This is a genomic window from Myxococcales bacterium (assembly GCA_016706225.1).
Classification (GTDB): domain Bacteria; phylum Myxococcota_A; class Polyangia; order Polyangiales; family Polyangiaceae; genus JADJKB01.
The window spans coordinates 860,724-885,849 of the sequence record JADJKB010000021.1 but is presented as its reverse complement, the minus strand read 5'-3'; the positions used below and the strand labels follow the sequence as shown (position 1 = coordinate 885,849).

Here is a 25,126-nt window from a genome sequence, read left to right as displayed (position 1 = left end):
GACGGGCCCAGGGCTCGTCGCCTTTCTTGCATCTTCGTTCAGGGGGGCGGCGTGTTGACGTTGTCGAACGTCGCGATCGGCTGTGAGCCGTTCGGCCCAAAAGTGCCCGCACCGAGCTCGAAGTTGACCGTTGTCATGCCGCTGGGTCGTTTTACCATCCGCCGCTCCGTCCACGTCTTGCCGTCCGGGCTCGTGTCGAATCGGATCTCATCCTTCGGGAAACGCATGCGCCACCAGCGGTGCTCCACCGGGCTGTAGTGGATGCCGGTGGTGTCCTCGTTGGAGTTTTCTTCCACGCTGAACCGCATCTCGAGGCCCGTCGGTGAGGTCGACTCCGGTTGGGTCATCATTTCTGCGTCCATCGAGCCGCTCACCGTTGCCATGAAATAGGTGTCCCCTTGCTGGGCGCCCTTCACGACCTGTTTCACCTCGACCCACATCATGCAGCCGTCGAGGGTGAAGGTCTGGTTCGAGCTGATCCCGACGTAGTTCCCGGCGTTCATCCCGGGTTTGGCGATGAGCACTCCCCCGGCGGCGTCGATGCTGCCGGCGTTGTAGGCGTACTTGCCCCAGATCGAGAGATTGAGCGGTGACGAGAAGGAGTCCTGGAAGTCTTCGAGCCCGCCGGACGGGCAGGTGCTCGTCACGCCCGCTCCGCCCCCGGTGCCGCCCGCGCCCGCTCCGCCGCCAGTGCCCGCTCCGCCGCCGCTCTGCCCGCCTGCACCGGCCCCCGCGGCTCCGCCTCCACCACCCCCGCCGCTGGCTCCGCCGCCGCCACCGCCGCCGCTCCCGCCCCCGGATGTTCCGCCGCCGCTCTGCCCGCCTGCACCGGCCCCCGCGGCTCCACCGCCCGAGCCGGCTGCCCCGCCACTGCTCCCGCTCGCTGCCGCTCCCCCGCTCGACGCGCCGCCACTTCCGCCGTTCGCAGTGAACTCTTCACCCCCGCATCCACCGACGACGATGGCGAGAGCAAGCGCGGGGCTGAGTCGGGCGAACGAAAGCACCAACCGCCAAGCCTAACACGTGAGCCACACACTCGGCGCCACCGAACTTTTCGGGCGGCGCGGATCATCGAGCCGCGTTCCTACTTGCGCGAAGCCGGCCGCCCGCGCCTCTTTGCCGCTCGTCGCCACAAACCGAGCACGCCGAAGAGCCCGAGGAGGATGCCATGGCTCGCGCGGCGTGCCGGAACCGCACACCCGCAGGCGCCATTCGTGTCGTTCCCCAGACCGCTCGCCTGGCCCGGTGTGGTCGACGAGCCGGGTGCGCTGGAGTGGTTGTAGTCAGCCAGCGCCGCCCCGATCTTCTCTTCGTTGTCCACCAGGAGCACGTACTCGCCCGCGAGGGTGAACTCTTCGATCTTGCTCGCCCACGGCACGTCCGCCGGCAGGTCGCCGGGCGCCGTCGTGCCGGCCACGTTCCGCCCGTCCGAGGTGGTGGTCATCAGCGTGCCGTCGCACTGATTGGTGCGCGTCGCCGAGAGCTGGTTCGAGACGTCCGGCAGCGCCATCGGGGTCACGCGGAACATGGGGTCTTCCGTCATCTCCGCCGGAGAGATGCGCGTGACCATGCGGGTCAGGTAGAGGTTGTTCTGCAGAACCGAAGTCGCGTGCTGCGCGGGTTTTGCGATCAGCTCGTCGAAGTCCGCCGCAAAAGCGTCGCCGTTCCAGAGCGTCAGATCCGCGTTCGGGTAACACGTCATGCAGGAGTAGTACGCGGCCGCCGTTACCCCGTCGGGCGGGGGCAGGTAGTCGGCCAGCAACGGGAACACCAGCGGGTTGCTCGACTGGCAGTTTGCAGCCGACTGGCAGCTCGCGAGGTTCCAGGCTTCGAGCTGGTTCATGACCTCGTAGGGGTCGATGGCCTTGAAGGCTGTACCATCCCAGTTGGTCTGTGAGATGCCGGCGGGGCTGACCGCCGTGCTCGGACCTGCGTACTCGGTGATGAAAGCGCGCCCGTTGGCCGCCGGGCTGTCCACCGCCCGGGCGATGGCTAGGCTGTAGTTTTGTCCGAGGCCTGTCCAGTCCAGACGCGCACTGTTCAGTGTCACGTGTTTGTAGCCACCGCTCGGCACGACGCGGTCTGCTCCCAAAAAGAAGGTGCGGACCGTCATGTCTTCGACGGCGGCAATGCGCGTGAGCTTCAGCGGCACACACGGCTCGTCGCCCGGGTAGCGAACGACGATCGGATGGATCTCGTCCACGCCGGCGTCGGCCTGGAGCTTCAGCGCCACGAACACGTAGCCGCGGTCGATGTAGTCCTTCAGGATTGGCTCGGCGTCGGCTTGGTCGGCGTCGTAGTTGTTCTGCACCAGCCAGTCGAGCATGCCCTTGGCGTCCGTTGGCTGGAGGATCAGGCTCTCGAAATTGCCCACGGCTTGCCGGCCGATGACGGTCGGGGTGTTGTTCTGGGAGCCGCTGCCTCCCGCTCCCGTCGGGCCGTAACTGCCGCCCGCGCTGTCGCTCGACGATGAGCTGCACCCAAAACCGGAGCCTTGTGAGGTCGAGTCGTCGCCTGAGCAAAACTGGAACGTGGTCGTGGTCGTGAACGACGGGACCGTGCCGTTCAGCAGGTTCGTGAACAGCACCTGCGAGCCCACCGACAGCTCGGGTTTGACCGGCACCGGGATGAGCCAGGCAAACCGCGCGGGGTCGCCCTGGTACTGGATCTGGATGTGGGCCTCGACGAAGCCGTTCTGCATCACGAACAGCACGTTTTCGCCGGTCTGGTCGACTGGCATCGGCGGTTGCCCCGCCGGCGCCTGATCACAGAACGTCCCACCACAAGCCGTCGCGTCACGCGCCGAGCCCGACGCCGCCACCACGAATCCCAACGCCACACCCACGCGAATCCAAGAGCGCATATCTGGCCTCCGGCTTTTTGCCTCCGAGGACCATCCAACCTCGGAGACCGAAGTTCCAGCCTACAGCAATGCGCGTGCCACCGCCGAATCCCTCGCGGACCGCCGGCGATCGAGGTTTGACGGAGGCAGCCCCGCTGACATTCGAGTCACGGGCGTGCCAGGGACGCCCGTTGCAAGACCCGGTGGGGCGCGTGGCGGACTCGGAGGTTGCGCCCTCAGACGAAGAAGTCCGGGAGCAGGTCGGCTCCCGGTGTATTCGCGTACTGGTCGAAGTCCGTGACCCCGGCGGCCCGCAGCAGATCTTCGTCGATGGCAAAACGACCGGTGAACTCCCGGCTGGGTCGCGTCAGGATGAAGTACGCCGCATCCGACATGATTTCCGGTTTGCGGCAGCGCTCCATGCTCGTCTCGCCGCCGAGCAGGTTCTGCACCGCCGCAGTCGCAATGGCGGTGCGAGGCCAGAGTGCGTTGACGGCGATCCCATCACTCGCAAACTCCTCCGCCATGCCGAGCACACACATGCTCATGCCGAACTTCGCCATCGTGTAAGCAACGTGGGGGCCGAACCAGCGCGCCTCCATGTTGAGCGGGGGCGACAGGTTCAGGATGTGCGGGTTCTTGGCGAGCTTGAGCTGGGGGATACACGCCTGGGAGCACAGAAAGGTGCCGCGGGTGTTGATCTGGTGCATCAGATCGTAGCGCTTCATCGGCGTGTCGAGCGTGCCGGTCAGGCTGATGGCGCTGGCGTTGTTGACCAAGATGTCGATGCCGCCGAAGGCGTCGACCGTGCGCTTCACGGCCTCGGCGACCTGGTCCTCGAAGCGGATGTCGGTGACACACGCCAGGCCCTTGCCGCCGGCCGCCTCGATCTCTTCGACCGCGCTAAAGACGGTTCCGGGCAGCTTCGGGTGGGCCTCCGCCGTCTTTGCGACCACGGTGATGTTCGCGCCGTCTCGGGCGGCTCGGAGCGCAATGGCCTTGCCGATTCCGCGGCTCGCGCCGGTGATGAAGAGCGTCTTGCCTTTGAGGTCTGCCATGGTGGGCGAACGCTATTGCAGATTGTTCCGCGGCGTGACCGAAAAAACTCACGGCTCCTCGCGTGACGCCCCGGCCTGCGACACACCCAGCCGAGGTTTTGTGCGCGGGAGCCTCCGCGGGCGCCAGCTGCCTCGCTCCGGCGCCCGTGTTATGCGATGCGCATGGGGCGTCGCTCATCCACTTCCGCGTTTTTCTCCCTGTTCATCCTGGCGAGCTGTACCGACAAACCCGCCGTCGCACCGCCGCCCGCTCCGCCCTCGGCTGCATCGAGCGAGCCGGCACCAGGCCTGTCGCCCGTCGCGCACCCGAGCTTCGAGAACCTGGGGGGCATGTGGCTGCCGAAGCAGCTCGAATCCCAGCTCGACACGCTGAAGAAGCTCGGGCTCGCGCTCGACCCCAAAAAGTTGGTCGACCCCATGGCGTATCCGCTCGGCGCCGTCGTCAGCTTGGGCGGATGTTCCGCGAGCTTCGTCTCGCCGGAGGGGCTGATCGTCACCAACCACCACTGCGCGACGGGTGCGCTGGGGTACAACTCGACGCCGGCGGAGAACCTGCTGAAGAACGGTTATCTGGCCAAGACTCGTACGGACGAGAAGTGGAGCGGACCCACCGCGCGAGTGTACGTGACTCGCTCGTTCAGCGACGTCTCGGACTTCATGCGCGCAGGCCTCGAGCAGATCAAGGACGACAAAGCCCGACAGGAGAGCCTGGAGACTCGAGAAAAGGAGTTGATCGCAAAGTGCGAGCAGCAGCCGAGTGTGCGTTGTGACGTTGCGAGTTACTTCGGCGGCGGACAGTACCTTCTGATCGAGAAGCTCGAGATCAAGGACGTCCGCCTGGTCTACGCGCCCAAAGAGAGCGTGGGTAACTTCGGCGGGGAGATCGACAATTGGCGCTGGCCGCGACACGGTGGTGATTTTGCGTTCCTGCGGGCGTACGTGGGCAAGGACGGCAAACCCGCCGACTACTCGCCGGACAACGTGGCGTATCAGCCGAGCATGCACCTGCGCCTGGCCGAGCGCGGCCTGGGCGCCGGTGATCTGGTGTTCGTGGCGGGTTATCCCGGGCGGACCATGCGCCTCAGCACCGCCGAAGAAACGAGTGAGGCAGTCGACTGGTACTACCCGAAGCGCATGCGGTTGTTCGAGGACTACCTGGCGCTGATCGAACGCGTGGGCAAGGAAGACGCGGACGCTGCCATCAAGGCGCGACCCCTGGAGCGAGGGCTCGCCAACGCCCTCACCTACACCAAGGGCTCGCTGGAGGGGCTCACCAAGGGCGGAGCCGCGGAGCTGCGCAAGAAGCGCGAGGCGGAGCTGAAGACCTGGATCGCGGCCGAGCCCGAGCGGCAGAAGCGCTTCGGAGAGGTCTTGCCGCGGCTCGAGCAGCACTTCGCCGAACGCAGGAAGTACCGCGAGCTCTCGTACGCGCTGAGCGAGCTCGAACGCATGGTGAGCCTGCTCGGCGCGGCGCACACCATCGTGCGCATGGCCGAGGAGCGGCCCAAGGCGGATGCCAAGCGCAAGCTCGACTACCAAGCGCGAAACTGGGCGCGGCTGGAACAAGAGCAGCAAGCATTGGAGAAGCGCTACTCGCGGAAGCTCGACGTCGCCGAACTCGAGCTGGCGCTCGCGCGCGTCGAAAGACAAGCTGATGACAACGCCAAAAAGCGGCTCCTCCCGATCTTCTTGGGCAAGGCAGCTCCGACCGAGAAGAACATTCAGTTCGCGGCCACACGCCTCTACAAGGAGACGAAGCTCGAGGACGCAAAAACGCGAGTGAAGCTGCTGAAGAGCGCCAAGCTCGCCGAGCTCGTGGCCAGTCGGGACCCGATCGTGCGCCTGGCCGTGGCGCTCCGCCCGCTGTTCAAGGAGCGGGATGATCACAACGACGCCGAGACTGGGGCGCTCTCGTTGATTCGCCCGCTCTACGTCGCAGCGCTCCGGGAGCACTCCAAGACGCCCATTGCGCCGGACGCCAACGGCACCCTGCGGGTGACCTACGGCACGGTGCGCGGCTACCGACCGACGCAGGGCGCGCCCATTTACACGCCGTTCACGACGCTGAAGGAGCTCGTCGCCAAGGCAACTACCGAGGAGCCGTTCGACGCTCCCCCTCGCCTGCTCGAGCTGGCGCGGGCGGGCAAACACGGTCCGTACGCGGACTCACGGGTCGGCGGCCTGCCGGTAGATTTCCTGGCGGACCTCGACATCACCGGGGGCAATAGCGGCTCGCCCACGCTGAACGCCCGCGGTGAGCTGGTGGGGCTGGCCTTCGACGGCAACTACGAGGCCATGGCCAGCGACTGGGTGTTCATGCCGGAGATCACCCGCAGCATCCACGTCGACGTTCGTTACATGCTCTGGGTGATGGACGCGGTCGACGGCGCCGATCACTTGCTCCGCGAGATGGGCAGGCAGCCTGCGCTCTGAGCTTCAGGGGCCGAAGCCGTACTGGCCGCAGTCCGCGAAGTCGAAGGCCGCGCGCACGGTGTGACCGCTGCCCGTGCAGTCGGCTTCGACGTGTCCGCTGACGCCGCCGGACTTCACGCTACCAACGAAGGTCATCTTTCCACAGCCGGAGCCGATATTGTCGAACAGACTTCCGGTCGTGTAGTTGACGCGCATGCCGCCGCTGTCGCTGAACGAGAGCCGACGCTTCGCCGCATCGACGATCGTGACGGTGTGGGTCGTGACGGCCGCGCCCCCGCTCGTCATGGTCGCCTCGGAAACCTGGCAGTCGGTGGCAGCGAACGGCGCGCCGTTGAACGAGACGCTGCCCGCGATCTTCGACTTGGATTTGCAGGCCAGGAGCGCGCCACACAGGAGTGCGCCAGAGAGCAGCGTCGTGCCGAGGAGCTTCGGCCGCGAGCTCACGATTTCTTCGCGCTTGCGGTCACGTTGATCAACGTCGTGCCGTCGTCCGAGCTCTTGGTCGCGGTGACGCTCACCGCGAGCTGGTCGTTCGACAGGTTGAGGATGGTGGTGTCCCCGCTCGCGAGCTCCGCGTCGACCTTGAACCCCGTCATGTTCTTCTTGTAGTACTCGAGCACGGCGCCGGTGGTGTCCGTGGTGCTCAGGGTGAGCATGTGGCTCTCTCCCTGGGAGACCGACACCGAGCTCATGACCTTCGCGCCGGGGTAGACCGGGACGGCCTTGGGGAAGTCCGCCGGAATGGAGCTGCCCTCACCCAGCTGGACCTCGGACTCTTTGCCGTCCGGGCCCTTTTGTTTCAGCTTCACCTTGCCCGTCTTCGAGTCGATGTCGACCTGTCCGCCAGTGGCTTTCTCGGCGGCCTTCTCGGCCATCTTCTCTTCGATCTTCCGGCAGCCGCTGGCGCCGAGCGCGAGCGATAGGACCACGACACATTGGATCGACAAACGCATGGCATCTCCGTCAGCTGGGGCGGAGCCTAGCGGAGCGGCGAAGACGGCGCCAGCCGGGTGGGATCTCGTATAAGGTCGCTCCGCAGCCATGCCCAAAGTGAGTGTGTGCTTCGTTTGCCTTGGCAACATCTGTCGCAGCCCGACGGCAGAGGGGACGATGCGTCACCTGCTCGAGGTCGAGGGCCTAGCCGCCCACGTCGAGGTCGACAGTGCGGGGACCGCCGCTTACCACACCGGAGATCCGCCTGACCGGCGCGCGGTGCTCGCGGCCCGCGCGCGCGGCATCGAGGTGGGCGGACGCGGGCGCCAGTTCCGGCGTGCGGACTGGCAGCGATTCGATCTCGTCCTGGCGATGGACTGCGATAACTTCGACGACCTGCAAGCGGGGGCGCCGGCGGAGCACGCGGACAAACTGCGAAGGCTTCGCTCTTTCGATCCCAAGGCCCCGCGAGACGCCAGCGTGCCCGACCCATACTACGGCGGCCAGGAAGGCTTCGACGAGGTCTTGGACCAGTGTGAGGCAGCCTGCCGCGGGCTGATCGCGTTCTTGCGCGAGCGATATGGTCTGTGATGCGGGCGGCCCTTCGGTCAGAGCTCGAAGAGACCCTGCACAGTCGTGTCACCGGTGTTTCCCCCATCAGTGGCGGCGACATCAATCAGGCTCACGCGGTCGATCTCGCCGATGGTCGGCGGGTGTTCGTCAAACACAACGCTGCGACCCCGCCGGGCATGTTCGAAGCGGAGGCCCACGGCCTCGCGTGGCTGGCGGAAGCCGAGGCGCTGGCACTGCCCCAGGTGATCGCGATCGGCGCGAGCTTCTTGGTGCTCGAGCTGCTCGAACCCGGTCGACCCCGCGCCGACCACGACGAGGAGCTCGGACGTGGACTCGCGCGCCTCCACGCACACGGCGCACGGGAGTTCGGGCTCGATCGCGACAACTTCATCGGGCGGCTGCCCCAAGACAATCGTCCGCTCCCCGACTGGGCGACGTTCTATGCCGAGCGACGCTTGCGTCCGATGGTCGACCAAGCTCGGCAACCCTTGGGGCGCGAGACCTTGGCGGCCTTCGAGCGCCTGTACGCGCGGTTGCCGGAGCTCGTTGGCCCGGACGAACCGCCGGCGCGCCTGCACGGTGACCTCTGGGGTGGCAACGCCCATGTGACCGAGAGTGGAGCTCCCTGTCTGATCGACCCTGCGGCGTACGCGGGGCACCGCGAGGTCGATCTGGCAATGATGGCCTTGTTTGGCGGCTTCGGAGGCCGAGTGTTCGCCGCATATGCCGAAGCTTTTCCGCTCGAGCCTGGGCACACGGACCGACAGGCGCTCTATCAACTCTACCCGCTGCTCGTGCACGTGAACCTGTTCGGAGACGGGTATGTTGGTGGAGTTCGCCGTGCGCTTTCGCGATACGTCTGAGGTCCGGCGCGATTTCGTTGACGCCAAACGCCTCCAGAGCCATGAAGCCGGCCACATGGCGTCGCCCCGCATCGTGTCGATCGGTCGCGGAGAAGATATCGTCAATTCACTGACCGACGCATGCCGCGGATTGGATGGCTGGGTTCAGGCCACGGGGGTGGTCGAAGCCGTCGAGCTCCGGCTAGTCGGTGACGGTGCCGATCCGGTGCGCGCGCCCCGCGGCCGTCTTGCGCTGGTTGCCCTCGCGGGCCCCGCAGGCGGTCCGTACATGGTGACACTCTCCCGCGCTTCCGAGGCGGGGGCCGAAGTTTGGGCCGGACAACTGGTGCGGGCCCAGTCCGACGGCGTGACCGTGTTCATTGTCCCGTGTGAAGCCACTGAAAAAGTCATGCCAGAAATACCCGCGCCCAAGCCGAACGCCGCACCGACTCCGACCCCCGCCGCTGTGCCTGCAAAGGTCACACCCGCGGCGGTGCAACCCAAAGACCCTCCGCCCGTCGCCCCGGCGCAGAGTGATTGGGCCAAAGCGGCCCTCGCCAGCGCCGCGGTTCGCCGCGCCGCGGAAGCCGAGCACGAGCCCATCGTCCCTGAGCCGGGAGATCTCGTGCAGCACTTCTCCTTCGGCCTGTGCGAGGTCTTGATGGGCGACGACGAGCGCTTGAAGATCCGCGACATCGATGGCCCCGGGCGCATCCGCGAGATCCGCTTGGACATGCTGACGGTCACCGGCCCTCGCGATCGCGAAGGCAAGCGACTGTACCGGCTCGAACGCAAGAACTGACCCCCGCCGTTTCCACCCCGGCGTCGTTTCGCCGGGGCGGTGAGCACGGCTCACTTGGCCGGGTTTTGTGCGATCTTGGTAGCCAGGCTGTCCAGCGCGCGAGCCTGGTCGGTATTCGCGTTCTGTTTGGCCGCAGCGATCAAGCTCGGCGTCGTCGGTGCGGCGACCACCAGCAGGGCGCGCTCTGCCTTGCTGCGCAGATAGCCGGTGTTGTTGACGAACACCTGAATCAGGGCCCGCGCCGCGATGGCCCGGACTTGGGCCCCTTCGCCGGTCTTCGAGATCTCTGCCGTCTCCCAGGCCCAGGCGTTGCCGACGGTGCCGAGGCTCTTCACCACCACGAGCAGCTGGGCCTCGTCCCGCGTCACGCTGAGCTTCGCGAGGGCGGCGGCAGCGGCGGTGCGACGGCACTCGCCCAGGGCCGCGACCACCGCGGCCTGTTTGGGGCCCGCGGCGAGGGCCATGCGCGACAGCTTCTTGGTGGAGGCGTCGTCACCGATGCGGCCGAGAGCCTCAGCCGAGGCCCGCACGATCTCGAAGTCGGACTCCCGATCCAGGATCGCACCGAGCACCGGTGTGGCGCGCGGGTCGCGGACGAGCCCCACCGCCTCGATCAGCCCGACCCGCAGGGTCGTCCAGGTGCTTTCACTCAGCTTGCCGCGCGTCGGTCCATCGAGCGCGAGCATCTCCAGCATCGGGAAGAGCGCCTCACTCCCGAGCGCGCGCAGCGGCAGGGTGATGCTGGCGACCCGCCCGCGCTTCATCTGATCGGCCTCGATGGCGAGCTTGGGTGCCTCGGCGACCTTGGCGAAGATGGCCTGGTTCTTCGCCCGCGCCTTCTTGACCTCGGTCTTCAGTGCCGTTCGGTCCTTGGCCTTGAGGTGTCGGGACTCAACGCCGATGCCATCGGCCAGCGCAGTTCCGCTGAGTGTGAAGAGCAGGAACCCCGCGAGGGCGAGGCTGACGATTCGCTTCTGGGTCTTCATTTTCCGGTCTCCCACCACTTCACGGTCACGGCACGATCCGCGTTGCTTCCACAGTGAACCTCACCGAGCAGCCGGTGGTAGAGGTCCCAGTCTTCGACGAACTTGACCGTGATGCCGTAGGGCGCGAGCGCCTTGACCATCTGGTCTTCGAAGATGTCGATGCCGTTGATCTTGGGACCGAAGGGCTTCGGGACAGCCACCGTCTTGGGGCCCACGTAGGTCAGGTTGACCGTGCCAGGCTGATAAGCGACGGAGTAACCGCCGGTCTTCCAGTGCAAGAACGGGATCTTGACGATCTCCGCGTCGGTGATGCCGGTCTCCGCCTTGAGCGTCGCAATTTGCCCGTTCACCTCGGTGATTGCCTCGTTCGAGGGACCCATGACCGCGGCGTCCGCGAGCACGGCGCTGATGCTGACCTGAGCGGAGGCACCGCCCGACCAAGTCTTGCCGACAAACATCGGTGTGCTCCCGTAGCCTTGGGTCTGGGCGTTCTGCAGCATCGATTTCGCGAGGGCCGCGTCATTGGCGAGCATCACCCAGCCCCGCGGGCTGTTGACTTTCACGAACGAGAGGGTCTCGTCGACGTGGCCCACGGCGAGCCACGAGGTATCGAGGAAGATTTGCGGCTGTGTGCCCTGGGCCGTCAGCATGGCCTCGAAGGACTGGTCCGGATAGAAGTTCGAGACGCTGCCTCGCAGGATGCGGCCGAGCGGGTAACTCTTGCCGCCGTACGAATAGGGCGGAACCGTCTCGGTGTTGCCAAACGAGTTGAGTGAGTCGGCCCCGTTCGGATGGTTCGGGTCGTACTGGGTGATGCCGGCCTTGTCCTTGCCGCGGAAGTACTCGTACACGACCTTGCCTGCCTGACGCAGGCCACTGCTCGTGTAGTTTGCGGAGCGAAAGTAGACCCGGATGGTCTTTTGCGAGCCACCCGCGGCGGGCATGCTCATGTACCCAGTCTCGAAGAAGTCTTGCGTCCACTGGTCGTTGAGGTTGCCGAGCTCGGTGTAGGCGGTGCCTGCGGACGAACACGCGGCGGACATGTCGGTGCGGAATGCCGACGACGACGACGAGTTGAACGACGTCACGTAGATGTTCGTTGCATCTTGAACGTGGTGGTTGAGCATCACGGGTGACATGCGCATGCGCACCGTGTCGCTGCCCGAGCCGCCCCCCGTCATGCTGACCGTGACGTTCAGGTAGCCGTCCCAGCTGGTATCACGCCGGATGTCGAGCCCTTCGAGGCCGAACTCGACGCCGGCCTTGAGCTCCGCAGAAGTGAGGGACGCGCCGCTCGAGATCGCTGTGAAGCTCCCGCCGCTGTTCTTGAAAAGCCGGACTTTACTGGGCTGATTCACGCTGATCGTGGCGGCCGCGTTGGCCGGCGCACTCGGCCAGGGCACCGTGCGCAGGCGAGCCAGATCGTCGATGTCGTATGCGCCGTCGATGACGGTGTTGGTCGCATCGCTACAGGCCGCGAGCTGCGCGTCCGAGACGCCCTTCGGGCAATTGCCGTCGTCGTCGTCGATGTTCGGCAAGAAGATCGCGCCGTGTGTGGCGTCCCAGCTGTCTTCTCCGGTCTCGTCGCTCGTGCCCGCGGTGTCGACGACACCGTCGCGGTTCACATCAGCGCGCAGATCGAGCGCGGTCGCCGTGCCGCCGCCGCCCCCCGAGCCGCCGACGCCTCCGACTCCGCCCGAGCCGCCGGCGCCGCCCGCCCCGCCCGTTCCACCGGACCCGCCGCTGCAGATCGCGCCGTAGTCGGCGCAGCAGTCGCCGTAGGTGACGCAGTCGGTGTCGCAATAACATTGTGGGTTGCTGCCCGGCACCGCGGTCGTGCTCCCGCAATGACCTGCGCAGGTCGGACCGCCGCCGCCGGTTCCGCCGCCGCTCGGGGCGCCACCACCACCCGGTGCGCCGCCACCGCTGGGTGCGCCGCCACCGCCGGGTGCGCCGCCACCGCCGGGTGTGCCCGCGACTCCACCGGTGTTGCCGGTGTTGCCGAACCCCGCGGCACCGCCGCTCGGTGCGCCGCCGAAGTTGCCGCCGGCGCCGCCGACGTTACCGCCTGCGCCGCCCGCGTTCGTTCCGCCCGCCTGTGCACCCGCCGCACCACCGAGGCCGGCGTTGCCGCTGCCGGCCGAGCTACATCCTGTCGCGGTCAGCACGATCGCGAGCGTCCAAGAAGATGTCCGCATCCTGTCCGTCCTGCTTCACGCGGGTGAGCGCCACTACTCACCCGACGGCCCGTTGGGCTCCGGAACCATGACTCAGAGTCCGGGGACGCACACGCGAAATCTGTACGTCAATGTGAGGAAATGCGGGGAAGCTCGGCGGATTGTTTGCGTCTGGCCACGAGGGCGCACCGCGTCAGCGCTGGCGCAGGTGCGCTTTCAGCGTGAATCCGCGGGCTCAGACTGCGGGGACTAACAACCCAGAACGTCGGTGCACTTCGCGGCGTTTGGCTTGCAGCAAGCCTTCGGGTCAGCGCAGTGCGCCGTCACCGCGGCGGCCTCGTCGCCGCAGGTCGCGGGGACGTCGACACAACAGAGCGGGGTTGCGAGCTGACTCTTGCAATTGAGCTTCGGTGGTTCGGGAAACGCTCCGGCTGGAGCCTTCTCGAGGGTCCAGGTCGAACCTCCGAGCGGGATTGGGACCGGCTTGGTCACGTCACCCTCGGCGATACCGCAGAAGACGGTCTGCGCCCCGCAGAACTTCCCTTTGAGTGTCACCTCGGCGGTGATGGGCGAGTGCGAGAATGGGTTGGCCTCGCCGACCACGCTGAGCGGAGGGAGCTTCGCGTCGAATGTCCCGTCGGCCCCCAGCGCGAAGCTGTCGCCCGCCGCCGGAATGTCGAAAGGAGTGCCAACGAGCGTCTTTCGATCACTCCACAAGAGACCCTGCAGGTTCCAGCGCATGGCCGTGGCCCCGCCCTTGTCTTCGGTCGTGACCTTGGCCAGAAAAAGGATTGGCTTCGAGCTGTCGAGGACGGCAGCCAGCGTGAAGAGATACTCGCCGTCGATCTCCCCCGGCGCCGGTGCGGTACACACCGACGCGTCTCCCGGGGAGCCTGCGGCGCCCGCCGCGCCAGAAGCGCCACCACTCCCGGGATGCAGTTCGGTGAAGCGATCCTTGAACTCGTCGTATTGGCCCTCGGCGTCCGGGCAGCCGGTGACCAGGAATAGTGGCAACGACAGTGCCAGGAGCGTGCGCTTGGACGGCATCGTGGGCTCTGAAAGGTTCGGGACGGTCGCTCGAGCTGACTGACCGCCTTGGCGGTCCCCCCGAGCCCCCTTTCCATACGAGCCGAACCTCGGGGGCGTCAAGCGTCGGAAAGGGTTTTGGGTCCGCGATGGGTGGTATCGGGTCGCCTCGACCCTCACAGCTGGTGTAGAACCCCCGCATGAGGCCCGCACGGCTCGGCTTGGTTCTGGGAGGGACGTTGGCGTTGTGCCTGGTGGGGTCGCGTGACGCCCGCGCGGCGGGAATTTCCGTGGCCCGCTTCGGCGGTGAGCACGGTCACCCAACCACGACCAACGCCACCGCCATTTTCTACAACCCCGCGGGGATCGGCATGAGCGAGGACACTCACGTCTTCGCCGATGTCTCCTTGGCGTGGCGCAAGACCAGCTACAACCACGAGCTCACCGGCACCGACGACGGCACGATACCCGGCGCCAACGACGGCACGGGCAAGCTCTTCAACGTGCTTGCGTCGCCCATGATCGGCGTGACCACGAAGCTCGGGGATCTCGCGCTCGGCGCGGGCTTCTACGTGCCGTACGGCGGTCAGAGTGTGTGGGACAAGAACGACGACTTCAAGGACGACCCGAGCTATGCGGGACCCTACGATGGCGTGAACCGCTGGTACGTGATGGAGGGCATCATACGCTCTTCGTTCATCACGCTCGCCGCGGCGTACCACATCGTGCCCGCGCGTCTGTCGATTGGCGTGTCGGGCAACCTGATCTTGAGCACCGTCGACACGATCCGCGCAAAGACCACTTCGGGCGGCAACGATCCGGACACCGAGGGGCGCGCGTACCTGCACACGACGGGTGTGGACTGGAGTCTCGGTGTCGGGGCCATGTACGAGGCCATGCCGAAACAGCTCTGGGTCGGAGCATCGTATCAGTCGCGCCCCAACCTCACCGGCATGAAGAAGCTGAAGGGTAGCCAGCGGACGTTGCTGGTGAACGCCAACGGTACCTATAGCGAGAGCGACGTGAAGGCCACGCTCGAGCACGAGATCCCCGACGTGATCCGTCTGGGCGGCCGGTACCGGCCCGCCGATGATCTGGAGCTGCGATTGTTCGGGGACTACACGCGCTGGAGTGTGCTCGATCGCCACGTCGTGAAAAACACGGAGAATGACCAGTATTTGCTCGATCAAGACCGCAGCTGGAAGGACACCTTCGGGGTGCGCGCGGGCGTGAGCAAATGGGTGACCAAGCCCCTCGAGGTCTACGGTGGCGCGGGTTACGCATCGAACGCTGTGCCCGACAGCACTCTCGAGCCGGCGCTGCCCGACTGGAACTCCATCTCGGTCTCGGCGGGGGGGCGTTACCAGCTGGCCGAGAAGATTTTCGGCTCGCTCTCGTATACCCAGATCATCTACTTGCCGCGGGATACCACCGGCAAGAGCACACTCACCGAGCCCAGCAAGGCCGTCCCGAACCCGGATGCGGGCGGCAAGTACAAACAGGCGGTAGGCGTCGTGAACGTCAACTTCGACATCGCGTTCTGAAAAATACGCGAGTGTTTCTCGCTGCCAGCTGCTTGCTGTTCGAAAGATTCCGCGGCCCGCGACGCGGCCGCGATGTGGGCGGAAAGCGGGCAGATGCACGGCTCCGTCGGGCTCTCGTCGCCCACTCCGCTTGACAGGCCGCGCGAGCTTTGCTGTTCCTCCTAGGGTCATGGGAGCCGTACGCGATTTCATCGTCCACAACTACCGTCACTTCAACGCGGCCGTCGTGATCGACGCCGCCCGCGCCTGGGAAGAACACCTGGGCAAGGGCGGCAAGATGCTGCTCACGCTCGCGGGGGCCATGAGCACGGCGGAGCTCGGAATTTCGGTCGCGGAGCTGATCCGCAAAGGAAAGGTCCACGCCATCGTGTGCACCGGCGCCAACCTCGAGGAAGACGTCTTCAACTTGGTCGCGCACAACAGCTACAAGCGCATCCCGAACTACCGGATGCTCAGCGCCGCAGACGAGAAGGCGCTCGAGGACCAGGGCCTGAATCGCGTGACGGACACCTGCATCCCCGAGGGTGAGGCGATGCGCAAGATCGAGCGACACATGCTCGAGCTGTGGAGCGAGTCCGACAAGAAGGGGGAGCGGCTGTTTCCCCACGAGTTCTTCTACCGGCTGCTTCGCAGCAAGAAGCTGGAGCCGGACTTCGAGATCGACCCGAAGGACAGCTGGCTCCTGGCCGCCTGTGAGAAGAACCTGCCGATCTGGGTCCCGGGTTACGAGGACTCGACGCTCGGCAACATGTTCGTGGCGTCGGTGGTGCGGGGCGACCTCAAGAGTGCGATCACCATCAAGAGCGGCCTGGAGCAGATGCGCACGCTGATCGACTGGTACCGGGAGGAGAGCGCCCGCGCCAGCATCGGATTTTTCCAGATCGGCGGCGGCATCGCCGGCGACTTCCCGATCTGCGTCGTGCCGCTGATCCACCAGGACCTGCAGGAGAAGTGCCCCTACTGGGGTTACTTCTGTCAGATCAGCGACTCGACGACGTCGTACGGCAGCTACAGCGGCGCCGTGCCGAACGAGAAGATCAGCTGGGGCAAGCTGGAGGTCGACACCCCGCGCTTTGTCATCGAGAGCGACGCAACGATCGTGTTCCCGCTGATCGCCGCTTATTTGTTGAACTTGTGAAATCGAGTTGCCCCGCCCGTAGAACCGGCGGAAATTCGTGTGGCAATGAGGATCGCCGTCGCGCTCGGGTGCTCGGTCGTCTGCTTCGCGTGTAGCTCGACGACGAATAACCATGGGAGCGGTGGCGGGACCGGAGGCAGCTCTGCGGGCGGAGGCGCGACGGGGACCGGCGGGATGGGTCCCGGGGGCAGCGCGGGGAATGGAGGGGGTGCCAGCGGCGGCGTGGGGGGTACAAGCGGCTCGGCGCCGGGTGGCGGTGGATTTGGCGCGGCGCTGGGTGGCGGTGGCGGGGCCGGCGGAGCCGCAACCGGCGGAGTCGGGGCGAGCGGGGGTACGGGCGGCGCACTGACCGGCGGCGCCGGCGGTGTTTTTGGTGGTGGAGGCGGTGGCATGGGTGGGACGGGTGCGGATCCCTGTGCCTCGCTCGTTATCGCGGGCGGTCAAGTGCAATACTGCGCGCCAGCGACCTACAAGTGCCTTTTGTTCTCCGCCAGCGGCTGTGCCGGCAAGCCCCTCACGGGATCTGCGCTCGGACCTTGTGCGAACAATACGGGGACCTTTTACTCGGCCAATCTGCAGGGCTGTTCTCCGACGCAGCTCGAGATGCTGGGTGGAGTCACCTCGGATTGTTCCTTCGGTACGTCATCGCTCGCCACCTGCACGCCCTGACCTTGACCTTGAGCTTGTCAAGGCCGCAGCGTGCGCGCCGACGACCGCAACGCCAGCGATCAGCCCGCTGTTGAACTCGTTGGCTCATCCGTCGTCGTGCGCGCCGCCGTCACCGCCCGTGTCTCACGGCGAACGCGGCGAACTCGGCGAACGCATCGGCGAGCAGCTGTCGCCGCCATCCCTCGAACAGCTCGCCCGCGCTCGCCAGCTCGCCGGTCTCGACCACGCGCGCCTTCAGCCGGCGCATCAGCCGCCCCGGGAACACCAGCTCCGGCGCAACACAGAGGTCCGTCGAGAGCTGTGCACGCGCCAGCGAGAGCCAGCCGTCGAGCAAGATTTCCCGTTCGGTGGCGTAGGGCGGCGGATCGATGGGCACGAAGCCCGCAGTGTCGGCGCTCGCGGCGGCGCTGCGCGTGCCTTTGACCAGGTCGGCGCCATGATGGTCGGCGAAGCGCCGGTTCACGCCCTTGATGCGCGCGAGATCATCGAGGGACCCGGGCAGTCGGCCCGCGATGGCGAGCAGAGTCTTTGCTTCGGGCGCGAAGCCTTGATCGCGGGGTGACAGGTTGTTGTACCAGTCGACCAGATACCGCAGTGCGGCCTGACTGCGCGCGTCGAGTTGCCAGGCGTTGCGGAAGCTCTCGAGCGACATCGGCTCGGGTTCGTCCCGGACTGGCCAGATGAGCTCGCGACTGGCCTCGAACACCAGCTCCCCGCGTGATCTTTCGCGCAGGCGGTCGCAGAGTGCGTTGTGGAGCGCAGGCAGCTCCTCGATGTCGGCGGCCGCGTAGGCGAGCTGCGCGGCGGGCAGGGGGCGACGCTTCCAGTCGTCTGCCTGGTGCGACTTGCCACTGCGCAGGTCGAGCAGGCGAAATTTGAGGTACGAGAGTGAGACGCTGTGCTCGACGCTCGTCAGCGCCCAGGCCACCTGCGTGTCGAAGACTCTCGGTGGTGCCTTCAGGTCGAAGCGCAGCGCCAACAGCTCTACGTCCTGCGAGCCGGCGTGCAGCACCCACGCCCGCGCGGGATCTGCGAGCACACCGCGGAGTGGTTCGAGGGACGAAAGCCGAAGTGTGTCGATCAGGTGAACTTGCTCGCCGCCGGAGAGCTGCAACAGACACAGCGTCTTTCCGTCGCGAGTCGAGTCGAACTCGGTGTCCAGATAGAGCGTTTGGGCCTCAGCCAAGCTCGCGGCAACCGTGCGAAGCTCGGTCTCGGAATCAACGACGTGCATCGCGTGGCAGTCTAAATGACCGGTCGCGATTGTCGATCGCGGACGGCTGTTAGGAGTTGAAGTTGCCCCCCCACGCCCGTGCTCGGCTGCGCCTGCGCGCGGGCTTCCCCCCCAAATCGGCCGCTGCGCGGCCTCAGGGGGGAAAACGTCGTGGGATGGATTGAAAAGTTGGGAACCATCGACGATGACGGAGTTGCAAGACAACCAACATCGGAGGTTCCCGTGGGCATCTTACCGCGTTTGCCGCGACACGAACGACGACGATTGCTACACATCGGGCGCAGCAGTGGCGACCCCGCCACAGCCCCTGCGATTTCAGGCCGTTTACAAGCTGCTCTGCGGTCAGCGCACCGTCGCGGTTGCTCGTGCGCTCGACCTTGCCGTTTCGACCGTCGTCAAGGCCGCGAATCGATTCTCCGAGCAGGGCATCTTCGGCCTCTACGACCAGCGCAAAGGGAAACGGGGCGCCCAAGGTCGATGCTGACTTCCGCGACGAGCTCTGGCGGGTGCTCGAGCGCGTTCCCCTCGACTTGGCTGGGAACGTCCCAGCTGGACCCGCGAGCTGCTCTGTCTCGAGTTGGAGCGGCGCGGCTTCGGCCGCATTGCCGTTTGCACCATGGGCCGCGCACTGCGCGCGATCGGGGCGCGACTCGGCGCCCCAAAGCCCATCGTGCTCTGCCCCTGGCGCAAGGCCAAGCGCGAGCACCGCCTTCGCGCGCTTCGGCGCCTGGCGGAGACCGCATCTGCCCGGCAGCCCGTCTTCTACTGCGATGAGGTCGACATCCACCTCAACCCGAAAATCGGCCGCGACTGGATGCTCCCCGGGGTCCAACGCCGGGTGGTCACGCCGGGCAAGAACCATAAGGCCTACATCGCCGGCGCTCTCGACGCCCGAACCGGCCAGCTCGTCTGGGTCGACGCCGAGAGCAAGGCGAGCTGGCTTTTCTGCAAGCTCCTCTGGCGCTTGGTGGAGCAGAACCCGCAAGCCCGCACCATCCACCTCATCGTCGACAACTACGTCATCCACAGCAGCAAGGTCACACGCGAGGTCCTCGCTCACTTCGCCGACAAGATCCAGCTACACTTCCTGCCTCCCTACTGCCCGGACGCCAACCGCATCGAGCGCGTTTGGCTCGACCTCCACGCCAATGTCACCAGGAACCATCGCTGCGTCACACTTCCCGAGTTGATGCGCCATGTCCGACGCTTCCTCAATGACTTCAACCGTCGCCACACTCGCGGCCTCGCGCTGCGGCGGGCGGCCTGACGCAGCCGATCGCAAATCGCTACGCGAATTGCGATCGGTCATTTAGGCCCTCAGGTCCGCTTCGCCCACGCCCCATCTGCCGGTGCCCGATTCTTGGCCCGCGCCCGATTCTTGGCCCAGGCGCCTCAGCTTTGCTTGAACCCAGGTGTGCCTCGTTTTGGTCTCGTGCTCTGGCTGAGCTCTGGTCTGCTCTCGCTCGTCGGGTGTGACGAACGGCGCGCGCCGCCTCCGCCCGCCGAGCTCGCGCCCGCGCCAAGCCCGGTGAAGACCACGGACCCGAAGCTGACGGAGACCCTCAGCGCGTGGATCAACAAGGACTGGTCGGCCTTTCGCGCGACCCGGGACGAGAAGTGTGACGCTGAGCGTTTTGCCGGGCTCCCCGCCGACGCGCGCACGCTGGTGCTCGCGGTCCACGATGCGCGCTTCGAAAAAAAGCGACTGCTTGCCCTCGATCTGACGGACGCGTTGACCCAACCCAAGCTCCACGCGCTGCGCGACGACCTGGCCCTCGCAGCGCCCGGGCAGACGCCCAGCGCAGCGCTCACCGACGAAGTCGAGAGCCTCGCCAAGCGGCGCTTCGTTGGTGTATTCCACATCACCGAGCACTACGGGGCGGAGCGAGTGTTCCGAATGGATCGCAGTCGCTGGGAGTGGATGCCCGGCACGCTGGTCGCTTGGTTTGCGGTACACGACGCCAAGTCGGGGGCGGCCTTGTGCCAGAGCCTGATGGTGGTGAAGAACGACGTCACGTCCGCGCCGATCGCGGCGCGGCTCAAGTCCGACACCCGCGAGCGCCTCGGCCGCGAGCTCGGCCGCGACGTGCGCGCGGAAGCCAGACGTGCGCTCGCGCGCATCAGCTCCGAGCTCGAGCTGCCCGAAGCGACCGGGAATCGAGCGGTCGCCGGCCGGAAATGAGCGTATTCTTCGGCGATGGTGCGATTCGGGGAGCAATGCGAAACCTGGGACACGAGCTCGGGCGAAGCAGCACCAAGCACATCCTGGCCGACCATGGCATCGAGCCAGCTCCGGAGCGCGGCAAGTGAACGTCCTGGAGAACCTTCCTCGAAGCCCACTGGGGCGCGCCAAGATTTCAGAGATGTTCACCGCGACCGTCGAGGAGTGACGCGCCTCGGGCAAGCCAGGCGGTGAGGCCCGCGCTCTCCGACCACCCGCTAGTCGCGTCGCCGCCGCAGCGCGAGCGCGGAGAGGGCCAGGAGGACCGCCCAGGGAGTTTGCCCCGGCCGTGGTCCGAGCGCGCACCCGGTGTCGAGACCGGCGTGCACCGGCGCGTTTTGGTGCGACGACGTGCTCGCCGCGCCGCCGAATGCGACGGGCTCGCCCAAGAGCGGGCCGCTGCCTCCGCTCCCCGGTGGAGTCGGGGGCGCCAGCTGCTCGACGCACAGCCAGTTGTCGAGCCAGGTGTCGGATTTTTCCGCGTGGTCGAACCAGCGCACGCAGCTCTTGCCGACGATCGGGCCCGCAGAGCTCCAGCTGAATTGGTAGCCGGAGGCCTTGGGCAGACACAGGTAATTGTCGCTCCAGGCGTCCGCCTGCTCGTCGGCGGACTCGGTCACGTTCGTGCAATCCATGCCGTCGATCGGCCCCGCGTGCGACCACTGCATGCCGAGGTCGGCGTCGGAGCAGAAGTAATTGTCGCTCCAGGTGTCGGGGTCGGCCGGCTCGTCGAGGTTGACGCAGCTCTTGCCGTCGAAGGGTCCCGCGCTGCCGAAGCTGAAGCCGCCCGCAGAGAACGTGTAGACGGGCTCCGAGCAGAGGTAGTTGTCGCTCCACGATTGGCCGAGATCCGCGGGCTCGTTCCACTGCACGCAGCTCTTGCCCGCCAGGGGTCCGGCGCTGGAATAACTCAGTGCGACCGGGCTCTGCGGTGGAACGCACAGGTAGTCGTCGCTCCAGGCCGCGGCTTCGGGATCTGCGGCTTCGTACACGTTGGTGCAATCCATGCCGGCGATCGGGCCCGAGCTCGACCACTGCATCCCGAGGTCCTTGGCGCTGCAGAAGTAGTTGTCGCTCCAGGCGTCGGGGTCGGCCGGTTCATCGACGTTGACGCAGTGCAGGTTCGGCTCCGCTCCGTCGCAACTGAACGTGAATTTGCCGTCGCTGCGATCGCACGACGGGGGCGCGAAGCTGATCGAGTTGTAGCGAGCCGCGGTGTACGTGCCCCACGAGAAGTGGACGGTGCTGCCGCTGATCGAGGAGACGCTGTAGTCCTTGGCTTCTGCGACCTTGCCGCAGTCGCTTTCGGCCATGATGTGCATCTTCGAGTGGGGGGTGGCCCAACCCGCGAACAAGAAGGTGTGCGAGTGGTCGCTGGCGTAGAGCGCGTCACCCGGCTGCAGGTCGACCGCGTTGATTGCCGCGCTGACCGACGGCTTGGCCAAGCCGGTGACAACCAGGCCGGGCGGCGGCAGACCCCAAGCCCACGACACGAACCCGGAACAATCACTGCGGTAGGGATCCCAGGCCGGGTTCGCCGCGGCCCCGGTGCGGTTGCAGGTCTGGCCGCAGGCCGCGTCCCAACCGTGGTTGGCGGCCTGGCAATACGGAACCTGGGCGTCGACCCACGACTGTGCCCGCGCGATCACGTCGCTACTAAGGATCGCCTGCGAGCTCTGGGCGACCTGTTCGCCGGGCGGCCCGTCCGTCGATGTCGGGTCCGGGCTCGGCGCGCCGCAGGCTGCCGTCGCGCAAATCAGGAATGTTCCAACGCTGATGGAGCAAAGACCACGGCGCGTCGACGAGCTCGGATTCACGCCTGAGCACGGAGCAAGGGGGATGCCGTCGCGCCGCGGAGACACCACTCGCGGATTGCCCGGGGAAACGCCGTGCTTGCGATGTCGGGGTGCCAACCCGCAGTTGCCGGGAAACCCGGGGTTGGCATCTGGCAAGCGAGCTCAATCGCTCCGAAGCGCGCAGGCTGCGAATTGCGATCGGGTCGAGGGCTTCAACCGCAACCCCACCGCCCGCAAACTCGAACGACGCGGGGACGATTTGATGTCGGGAGCGGCTCGGAACGCTCCGCTACTACCGCCGGGATGCGGCTTGATTTGCGCGGACCAGTTTTCGGACACCGCGGGTTCGCGCCGGTGTTCAGCTACCGCTCGACACCCCGAGATCATCCCGTATTCTTCCGCGATGCGTCGTTTGGCCTTCGCCGTTGCTCTGCCATTGCTGGGCTCCGCCTGTGGCAGTAACGAAGCGGGGGTCGCGTCGAACAGCGGCGGCGTGAGCTCGGGGGGCGGGACCGGAGCGAGCGGAGGCATAGCGGGTGGAAGCGGCGGCAGTGATACCGGCGGCGCGGGCGGCTCGAGCTGTTCGACCCCGCCGCCGGGCACGTACGCAGCGAAGGTGCTGGGGCAGGCGCTGGCGCAAGGTAATCTGCGCGCATCGGTCTTGCTCTGGGATCCACCCAGCGAACGCTACGTGGTGCTGTTCGGCTCGGTGAATGCGAGCGGTGGATTCCGTACTCGAGCCATGACGGTGCGCTGGAACGGCAGCACGTTGGAGGCTGGGCCCGAGCTCGAGCTGGCCGACCCCGCATTGCCCACCACCGACTCCCTCGAACGCGAGATCGTGCGCTCCGAGGGCGACAATCCGAGGATCCTCGCGTTGCTCGAGGACACCCGTCAGACCGGCGACGCTGCACGGGAGGTGATGGGTCAGTTCCTGAAGCTCGGGAGCGGCGGAGAAATCACCGAGGACGGTCCTAGTTTCTCCATCACTCAGCTTCCCGGTCAACACGAGTTCACGCCGAGTGGTGCGTGGGACTCGGGCGCCAAAGCGTTCTTCGTCAGCTGGTCCGACGATCGCGAAGAGAAGACGACACCGGACGGCAGGCGGGTGTTCGGGCGCACGGTGAAAGCGGACGGCACGGTCGGCCCCGAGGTGCGCCTCGGCGGCTCGAGCCTGTGGCAGGTTGGGGCTGTCACCGCCGGGTCGGGAGGAAAGGGTCGTTTCCTGGTCGCCTGGGGCGACTATGAGCTCACGCCGCAGCTGGACTCAGGATATCGGGCACGAGTCGTGGATGGAGCCGGTCAGCCCATCGGCGGGCCGATCGAGCTCGCGCGCTACGGCGACCACGTCTACGACCCGGCGGCTGTTGCTTGGCAGCCGTGCAAACAGGCGTGGTTCGTGGTGTGGATGCGGGAGGAGAAGATATTCGGCAGCTGGATCGATTTCGACGGCCAGGTGCTCGGGAACGGCCTCCTGCTGGCGGACCCCAGCGAGGGCGCCGGCGCGCCCCGGCTCGCCTGGTCAGCGTCCACCCAGACGTTCGCCCTGAGCTTCCACGCCTGGAAGACCGAAGATGCGTTCGTGCAGCTCCTGGACGCCGAGGGAAAACGCCTGGGCAGTCCGCACGACATCAACGCGGGCACACCGACCCTGGGGACCTTCTGGCACCCCATCGCCGCGCGCCCGGACCAACCCGCGCTGTTGCTGCTGCCCAGCATCAACTTCACGCAGATCACCGGCAGCCTGTTTCTCGCGCAGTAGCGCCCTTCCCTCTTTAATTGCAACTTGGCGTCTCGCCGCGTCACGTCCGTGCGGTCTTCGTCGGCGATGGGGGTGCGAACCTGCGCTAGAGCGCCGAACAGGTTGAACGTCGTTTGTTTTCCGGGACTTGCAAGGTGTTCGGCGCTCGCGCGCGGAGCGCGCACGGCCGAAGGCCGGGGGTTTGGGGCGCAGCCCCAACGTAAAGGTCCTAGAACACGAAGCTGATCGGTGTTCTAGGATACGACCCGAGATGGCGCTCGAGATCGTAAGCTTCGGGGCCGGCGACTCGCGGGCCTGGCTGGCGCCGGAGCGCGGCGGCCTGGTCACGCGCTTCGAGGTCGCGGGACGCCCCGTCCTGTTCATGGACGAGAGCACCCTGCTCGATCCGCGCAAGAACGTGCGCGGCGGTGTGCCGGTGTTGTTCCCGAGCCCGGGGCCGCTGACCGGGGATCGCTTCACATGGCATGGGCGGTCGGGCGCAATGAGACAACATGGAATCGCCAGAAACCGCCCGTGGCGGGTGCTCGACCAGCGCGAATCCGAGGTGACCATCGAGCTGCGGTCGGATGACGCGACGCTCGCAGCCTATCCCTGGAGTTTCGTCCTGCGCCACCGCTACGTCCTCAGCGGAGCCTGTCTGCGCATCGAGCAGCGGCTCGAGAACACCGATGCCGAAGCGCTGCCGTTTGCGATGGGCTTCCACCCATACTTCCAGGTCGCCGACGCCGACAAGCCGCTCTGCTCAGTGCCGACGCGGGCCACCACTGCGTTCGACAACGTGTCCAAGCTGGAGATGAAGCTCGCTGGGCCGATCGCCCTCGGTGCCCCGGAGGTGGACTTGCACCTTCACGATCATGGCGGCAACGAAGCCTCGCTCCAGCTGGCCGATGGCAGCCGCATCGAGGTGCGTGGCTCGCGCGAGTATCAGCGCTGGGTGATCTGGACGCTAGCCGGGAAGGACTTCGTGTGCCTGGAGCCGTGGAGCGCCGGCGCCGACGCCCTCAACCGCGAGCCGGACATGCTCGTGGTCCCGCCGGGTGGGGCGCGGGAGCTGCATATGGAGATCGAGCTCGTTCACTCGTGATCCTGG

21 protein-coding genes are annotated in these 25,126 nt (G+C 66.6%); 11 read left to right on the top strand and 10 right to left on the bottom strand.

Features of this window, described 5'->3' with window-relative positions; genetic code table 11:
- Positions 1-38: 38 nt before the first annotated feature.
- From IPI67_28630 to IPI67_28620, 3 genes are all read right to left on the bottom strand, one after another.
- On the bottom strand, positions 39-1,004 hold the full coding sequence (locus tag IPI67_28630; protein MBK7584153.1) for a hypothetical protein: 966 nt from the start codon (positions 1,002-1,004) through the stop codon (positions 39-41).
- Positions 1,005-1,084: 80 nt separating this feature from the next.
- Positions 1,085-2,863 (bottom strand): DUF2330 domain-containing protein, encoded by a 1,779-nt coding sequence (locus IPI67_28625; GenBank protein MBK7584152.1) that lies wholly within the window; start codon positions 2,861-2,863, stop codon positions 1,085-1,087.
- Positions 2,864-3,078: 215 nt separating this feature from the next.
- Complete coding sequence (locus tag IPI67_28620) at positions 3,079-3,900, bottom strand: NAD(P)-dependent oxidoreductase (GenBank protein ID MBK7584151.1); 822 nt, start codon at positions 3,898-3,900, stop codon at positions 3,079-3,081.
- A gap of 162 nt (positions 3,901-4,062) precedes the next feature.
- Here IPI67_28620 and IPI67_28615 point away from each other — a divergent pair, with 162 nt between their 5' ends.
- The gene (locus IPI67_28615) at positions 4,063-6,333 is read left to right on the top strand and encodes a S46 family peptidase (GenBank protein MBK7584150.1); all 2,271 of its coding nucleotides are present in this window, start codon (positions 4,063-4,065) and stop codon (positions 6,331-6,333) included.
- Positions 6,334-6,336: 3 nt separating this feature from the next.
- Here IPI67_28615 and IPI67_28610 read toward each other — a convergent pair whose 3' ends face one another.
- Positions 6,337-6,777, bottom strand: coding sequence for a hypothetical protein (locus tag IPI67_28610; GenBank protein ID MBK7584149.1), 441 nt, complete (start codon positions 6,775-6,777; stop codon positions 6,337-6,339).
- On the bottom strand, positions 6,774-7,286 hold the full coding sequence (locus tag IPI67_28605) for a hypothetical protein (GenBank protein ID MBK7584148.1): 513 nt from the start codon (positions 7,284-7,286) through the stop codon (positions 6,774-6,776). The genes IPI67_28610 and IPI67_28605 overlap by 4 nt, the downstream gene beginning before the upstream one ends.
- Positions 7,287-7,374: 88 nt before the next feature.
- Between IPI67_28605 and IPI67_28600 the strand changes: the two genes are divergently transcribed.
- Genes IPI67_28600 through IPI67_28590 form a run of 3 tightly spaced genes read left to right on the top strand, consistent with a single transcriptional unit; the run spans position 7,375 to position 9,483 of the window.
- Complete coding sequence (locus tag IPI67_28600; GenBank protein ID MBK7584147.1) at positions 7,375-7,857, top strand: low molecular weight phosphotyrosine protein phosphatase; 483 nt, start codon at positions 7,375-7,377, stop codon at positions 7,855-7,857.
- Positions 7,857-8,702, top strand: a complete 846-nt coding sequence (locus IPI67_28595; protein MBK7584146.1) for a fructosamine kinase family protein — start codon at positions 7,857-7,859, stop codon at positions 8,700-8,702. The genes IPI67_28600 and IPI67_28595 overlap by 1 nt, the downstream gene beginning before the upstream one ends.
- A complete protein-coding gene (locus tag IPI67_28590) occupies positions 8,662-9,483 on the top strand; it encodes a hypothetical protein (protein MBK7584145.1) in 822 nt (273 codons plus the stop codon). The genes IPI67_28595 and IPI67_28590 overlap by 41 nt, the downstream gene beginning before the upstream one ends.
- Before the next feature lie 50 nt (positions 9,484-9,533).
- On the opposite strand, the gene IPI67_28585 is transcribed toward IPI67_28590, so the two are convergent.
- The 3 genes from IPI67_28585 to IPI67_28575 form a co-directional block, all read right to left on the bottom strand.
- Positions 9,534-10,469, bottom strand: coding sequence for a HEAT repeat domain-containing protein (locus tag IPI67_28585; GenBank protein MBK7584144.1), 936 nt, complete (start codon positions 10,467-10,469; stop codon positions 9,534-9,536).
- Positions 10,466-12,667, bottom strand: a complete 2,202-nt coding sequence (locus IPI67_28580) for a protein-arginine deiminase (GenBank protein ID MBK7584143.1) — start codon at positions 12,665-12,667, stop codon at positions 10,466-10,468. Before IPI67_28580 ends, IPI67_28585 begins: the two co-directional genes overlap by 4 nt.
- A 228-nt stretch (positions 12,668-12,895) precedes the next feature.
- Positions 12,896-13,693, bottom strand: coding sequence for a hypothetical protein (locus IPI67_28575; protein MBK7584142.1), 798 nt, complete (start codon positions 13,691-13,693; stop codon positions 12,896-12,898).
- 179 nt (positions 13,694-13,872) lie between these two features.
- Between IPI67_28575 and IPI67_28570 the strand changes: the two genes are divergently transcribed.
- From IPI67_28570 to IPI67_28560, 3 genes are all read left to right on the top strand, one after another.
- Positions 13,873-15,216 (top strand): outer membrane protein transport protein, encoded by a 1,344-nt coding sequence (locus tag IPI67_28570; GenBank protein MBK7584141.1) that lies wholly within the window; start codon positions 13,873-13,875, stop codon positions 15,214-15,216.
- A 169-nt stretch (positions 15,217-15,385) separates the two neighbouring features.
- Positions 15,386-16,354: a deoxyhypusine synthase family protein gene (locus tag IPI67_28565; protein MBK7584140.1), complete on the top strand. Its 969-nt coding sequence runs from the start codon at positions 15,386-15,388 to the stop codon at positions 16,352-16,354.
- A gap of 45 nt (positions 16,355-16,399) precedes the next feature.
- The gene (locus IPI67_28560; protein MBK7584139.1) at positions 16,400-17,023 is read left to right on the top strand and encodes a hypothetical protein; all 624 of its coding nucleotides are present in this window, start codon (positions 16,400-16,402) and stop codon (positions 17,021-17,023) included.
- 109 nt (positions 17,024-17,132) lie between these two features.
- On the opposite strand, the gene IPI67_28555 is transcribed toward IPI67_28560, so the two are convergent.
- A complete protein-coding gene (locus IPI67_28555; protein ID MBK7584138.1) occupies positions 17,133-18,257 on the bottom strand; it encodes an HRDC domain-containing protein in 1,125 nt (374 codons plus the stop codon).
- Positions 18,258-18,834: 577 nt separating this feature from the next.
- Here IPI67_28555 and IPI67_28550 point away from each other — a divergent pair.
- Complete coding sequence (locus IPI67_28550; GenBank protein MBK7584137.1) at positions 18,835-19,524, top strand: IS630 family transposase; 690 nt, start codon at positions 18,835-18,837, stop codon at positions 19,522-19,524.
- A gap of 93 nt (positions 19,525-19,617) precedes the next feature.
- Positions 19,618-20,439, top strand: a complete 822-nt coding sequence (locus tag IPI67_28545) for a hypothetical protein (protein ID MBK7584136.1) — start codon at positions 19,618-19,620, stop codon at positions 20,437-20,439.
- Positions 20,440-20,696: 257 nt separating this feature from the next.
- Here IPI67_28545 and IPI67_28540 read toward each other — a convergent pair whose 3' ends face one another.
- A complete protein-coding gene (locus tag IPI67_28540; protein MBK7584135.1) occupies positions 20,697-22,295 on the bottom strand; it encodes a hypothetical protein in 1,599 nt (532 codons plus the stop codon).
- 382 nt (positions 22,296-22,677) lie between these two features.
- Here IPI67_28540 and IPI67_28535 point away from each other — a divergent pair, with 382 nt between their 5' ends.
- On the top strand, positions 22,678-24,036 hold the full coding sequence (locus IPI67_28535; protein MBK7584134.1) for a hypothetical protein: 1,359 nt from the start codon (positions 22,678-22,680) through the stop codon (positions 24,034-24,036).
- A 250-nt stretch (positions 24,037-24,286) separates the two neighbouring features.
- Positions 24,287-25,120, top strand: coding sequence for a galactose mutarotase (locus IPI67_28530; GenBank protein MBK7584133.1), 834 nt, complete (start codon positions 24,287-24,289; stop codon positions 25,118-25,120).
- Positions 25,121-25,126: the final 6 nt, after the last annotated feature.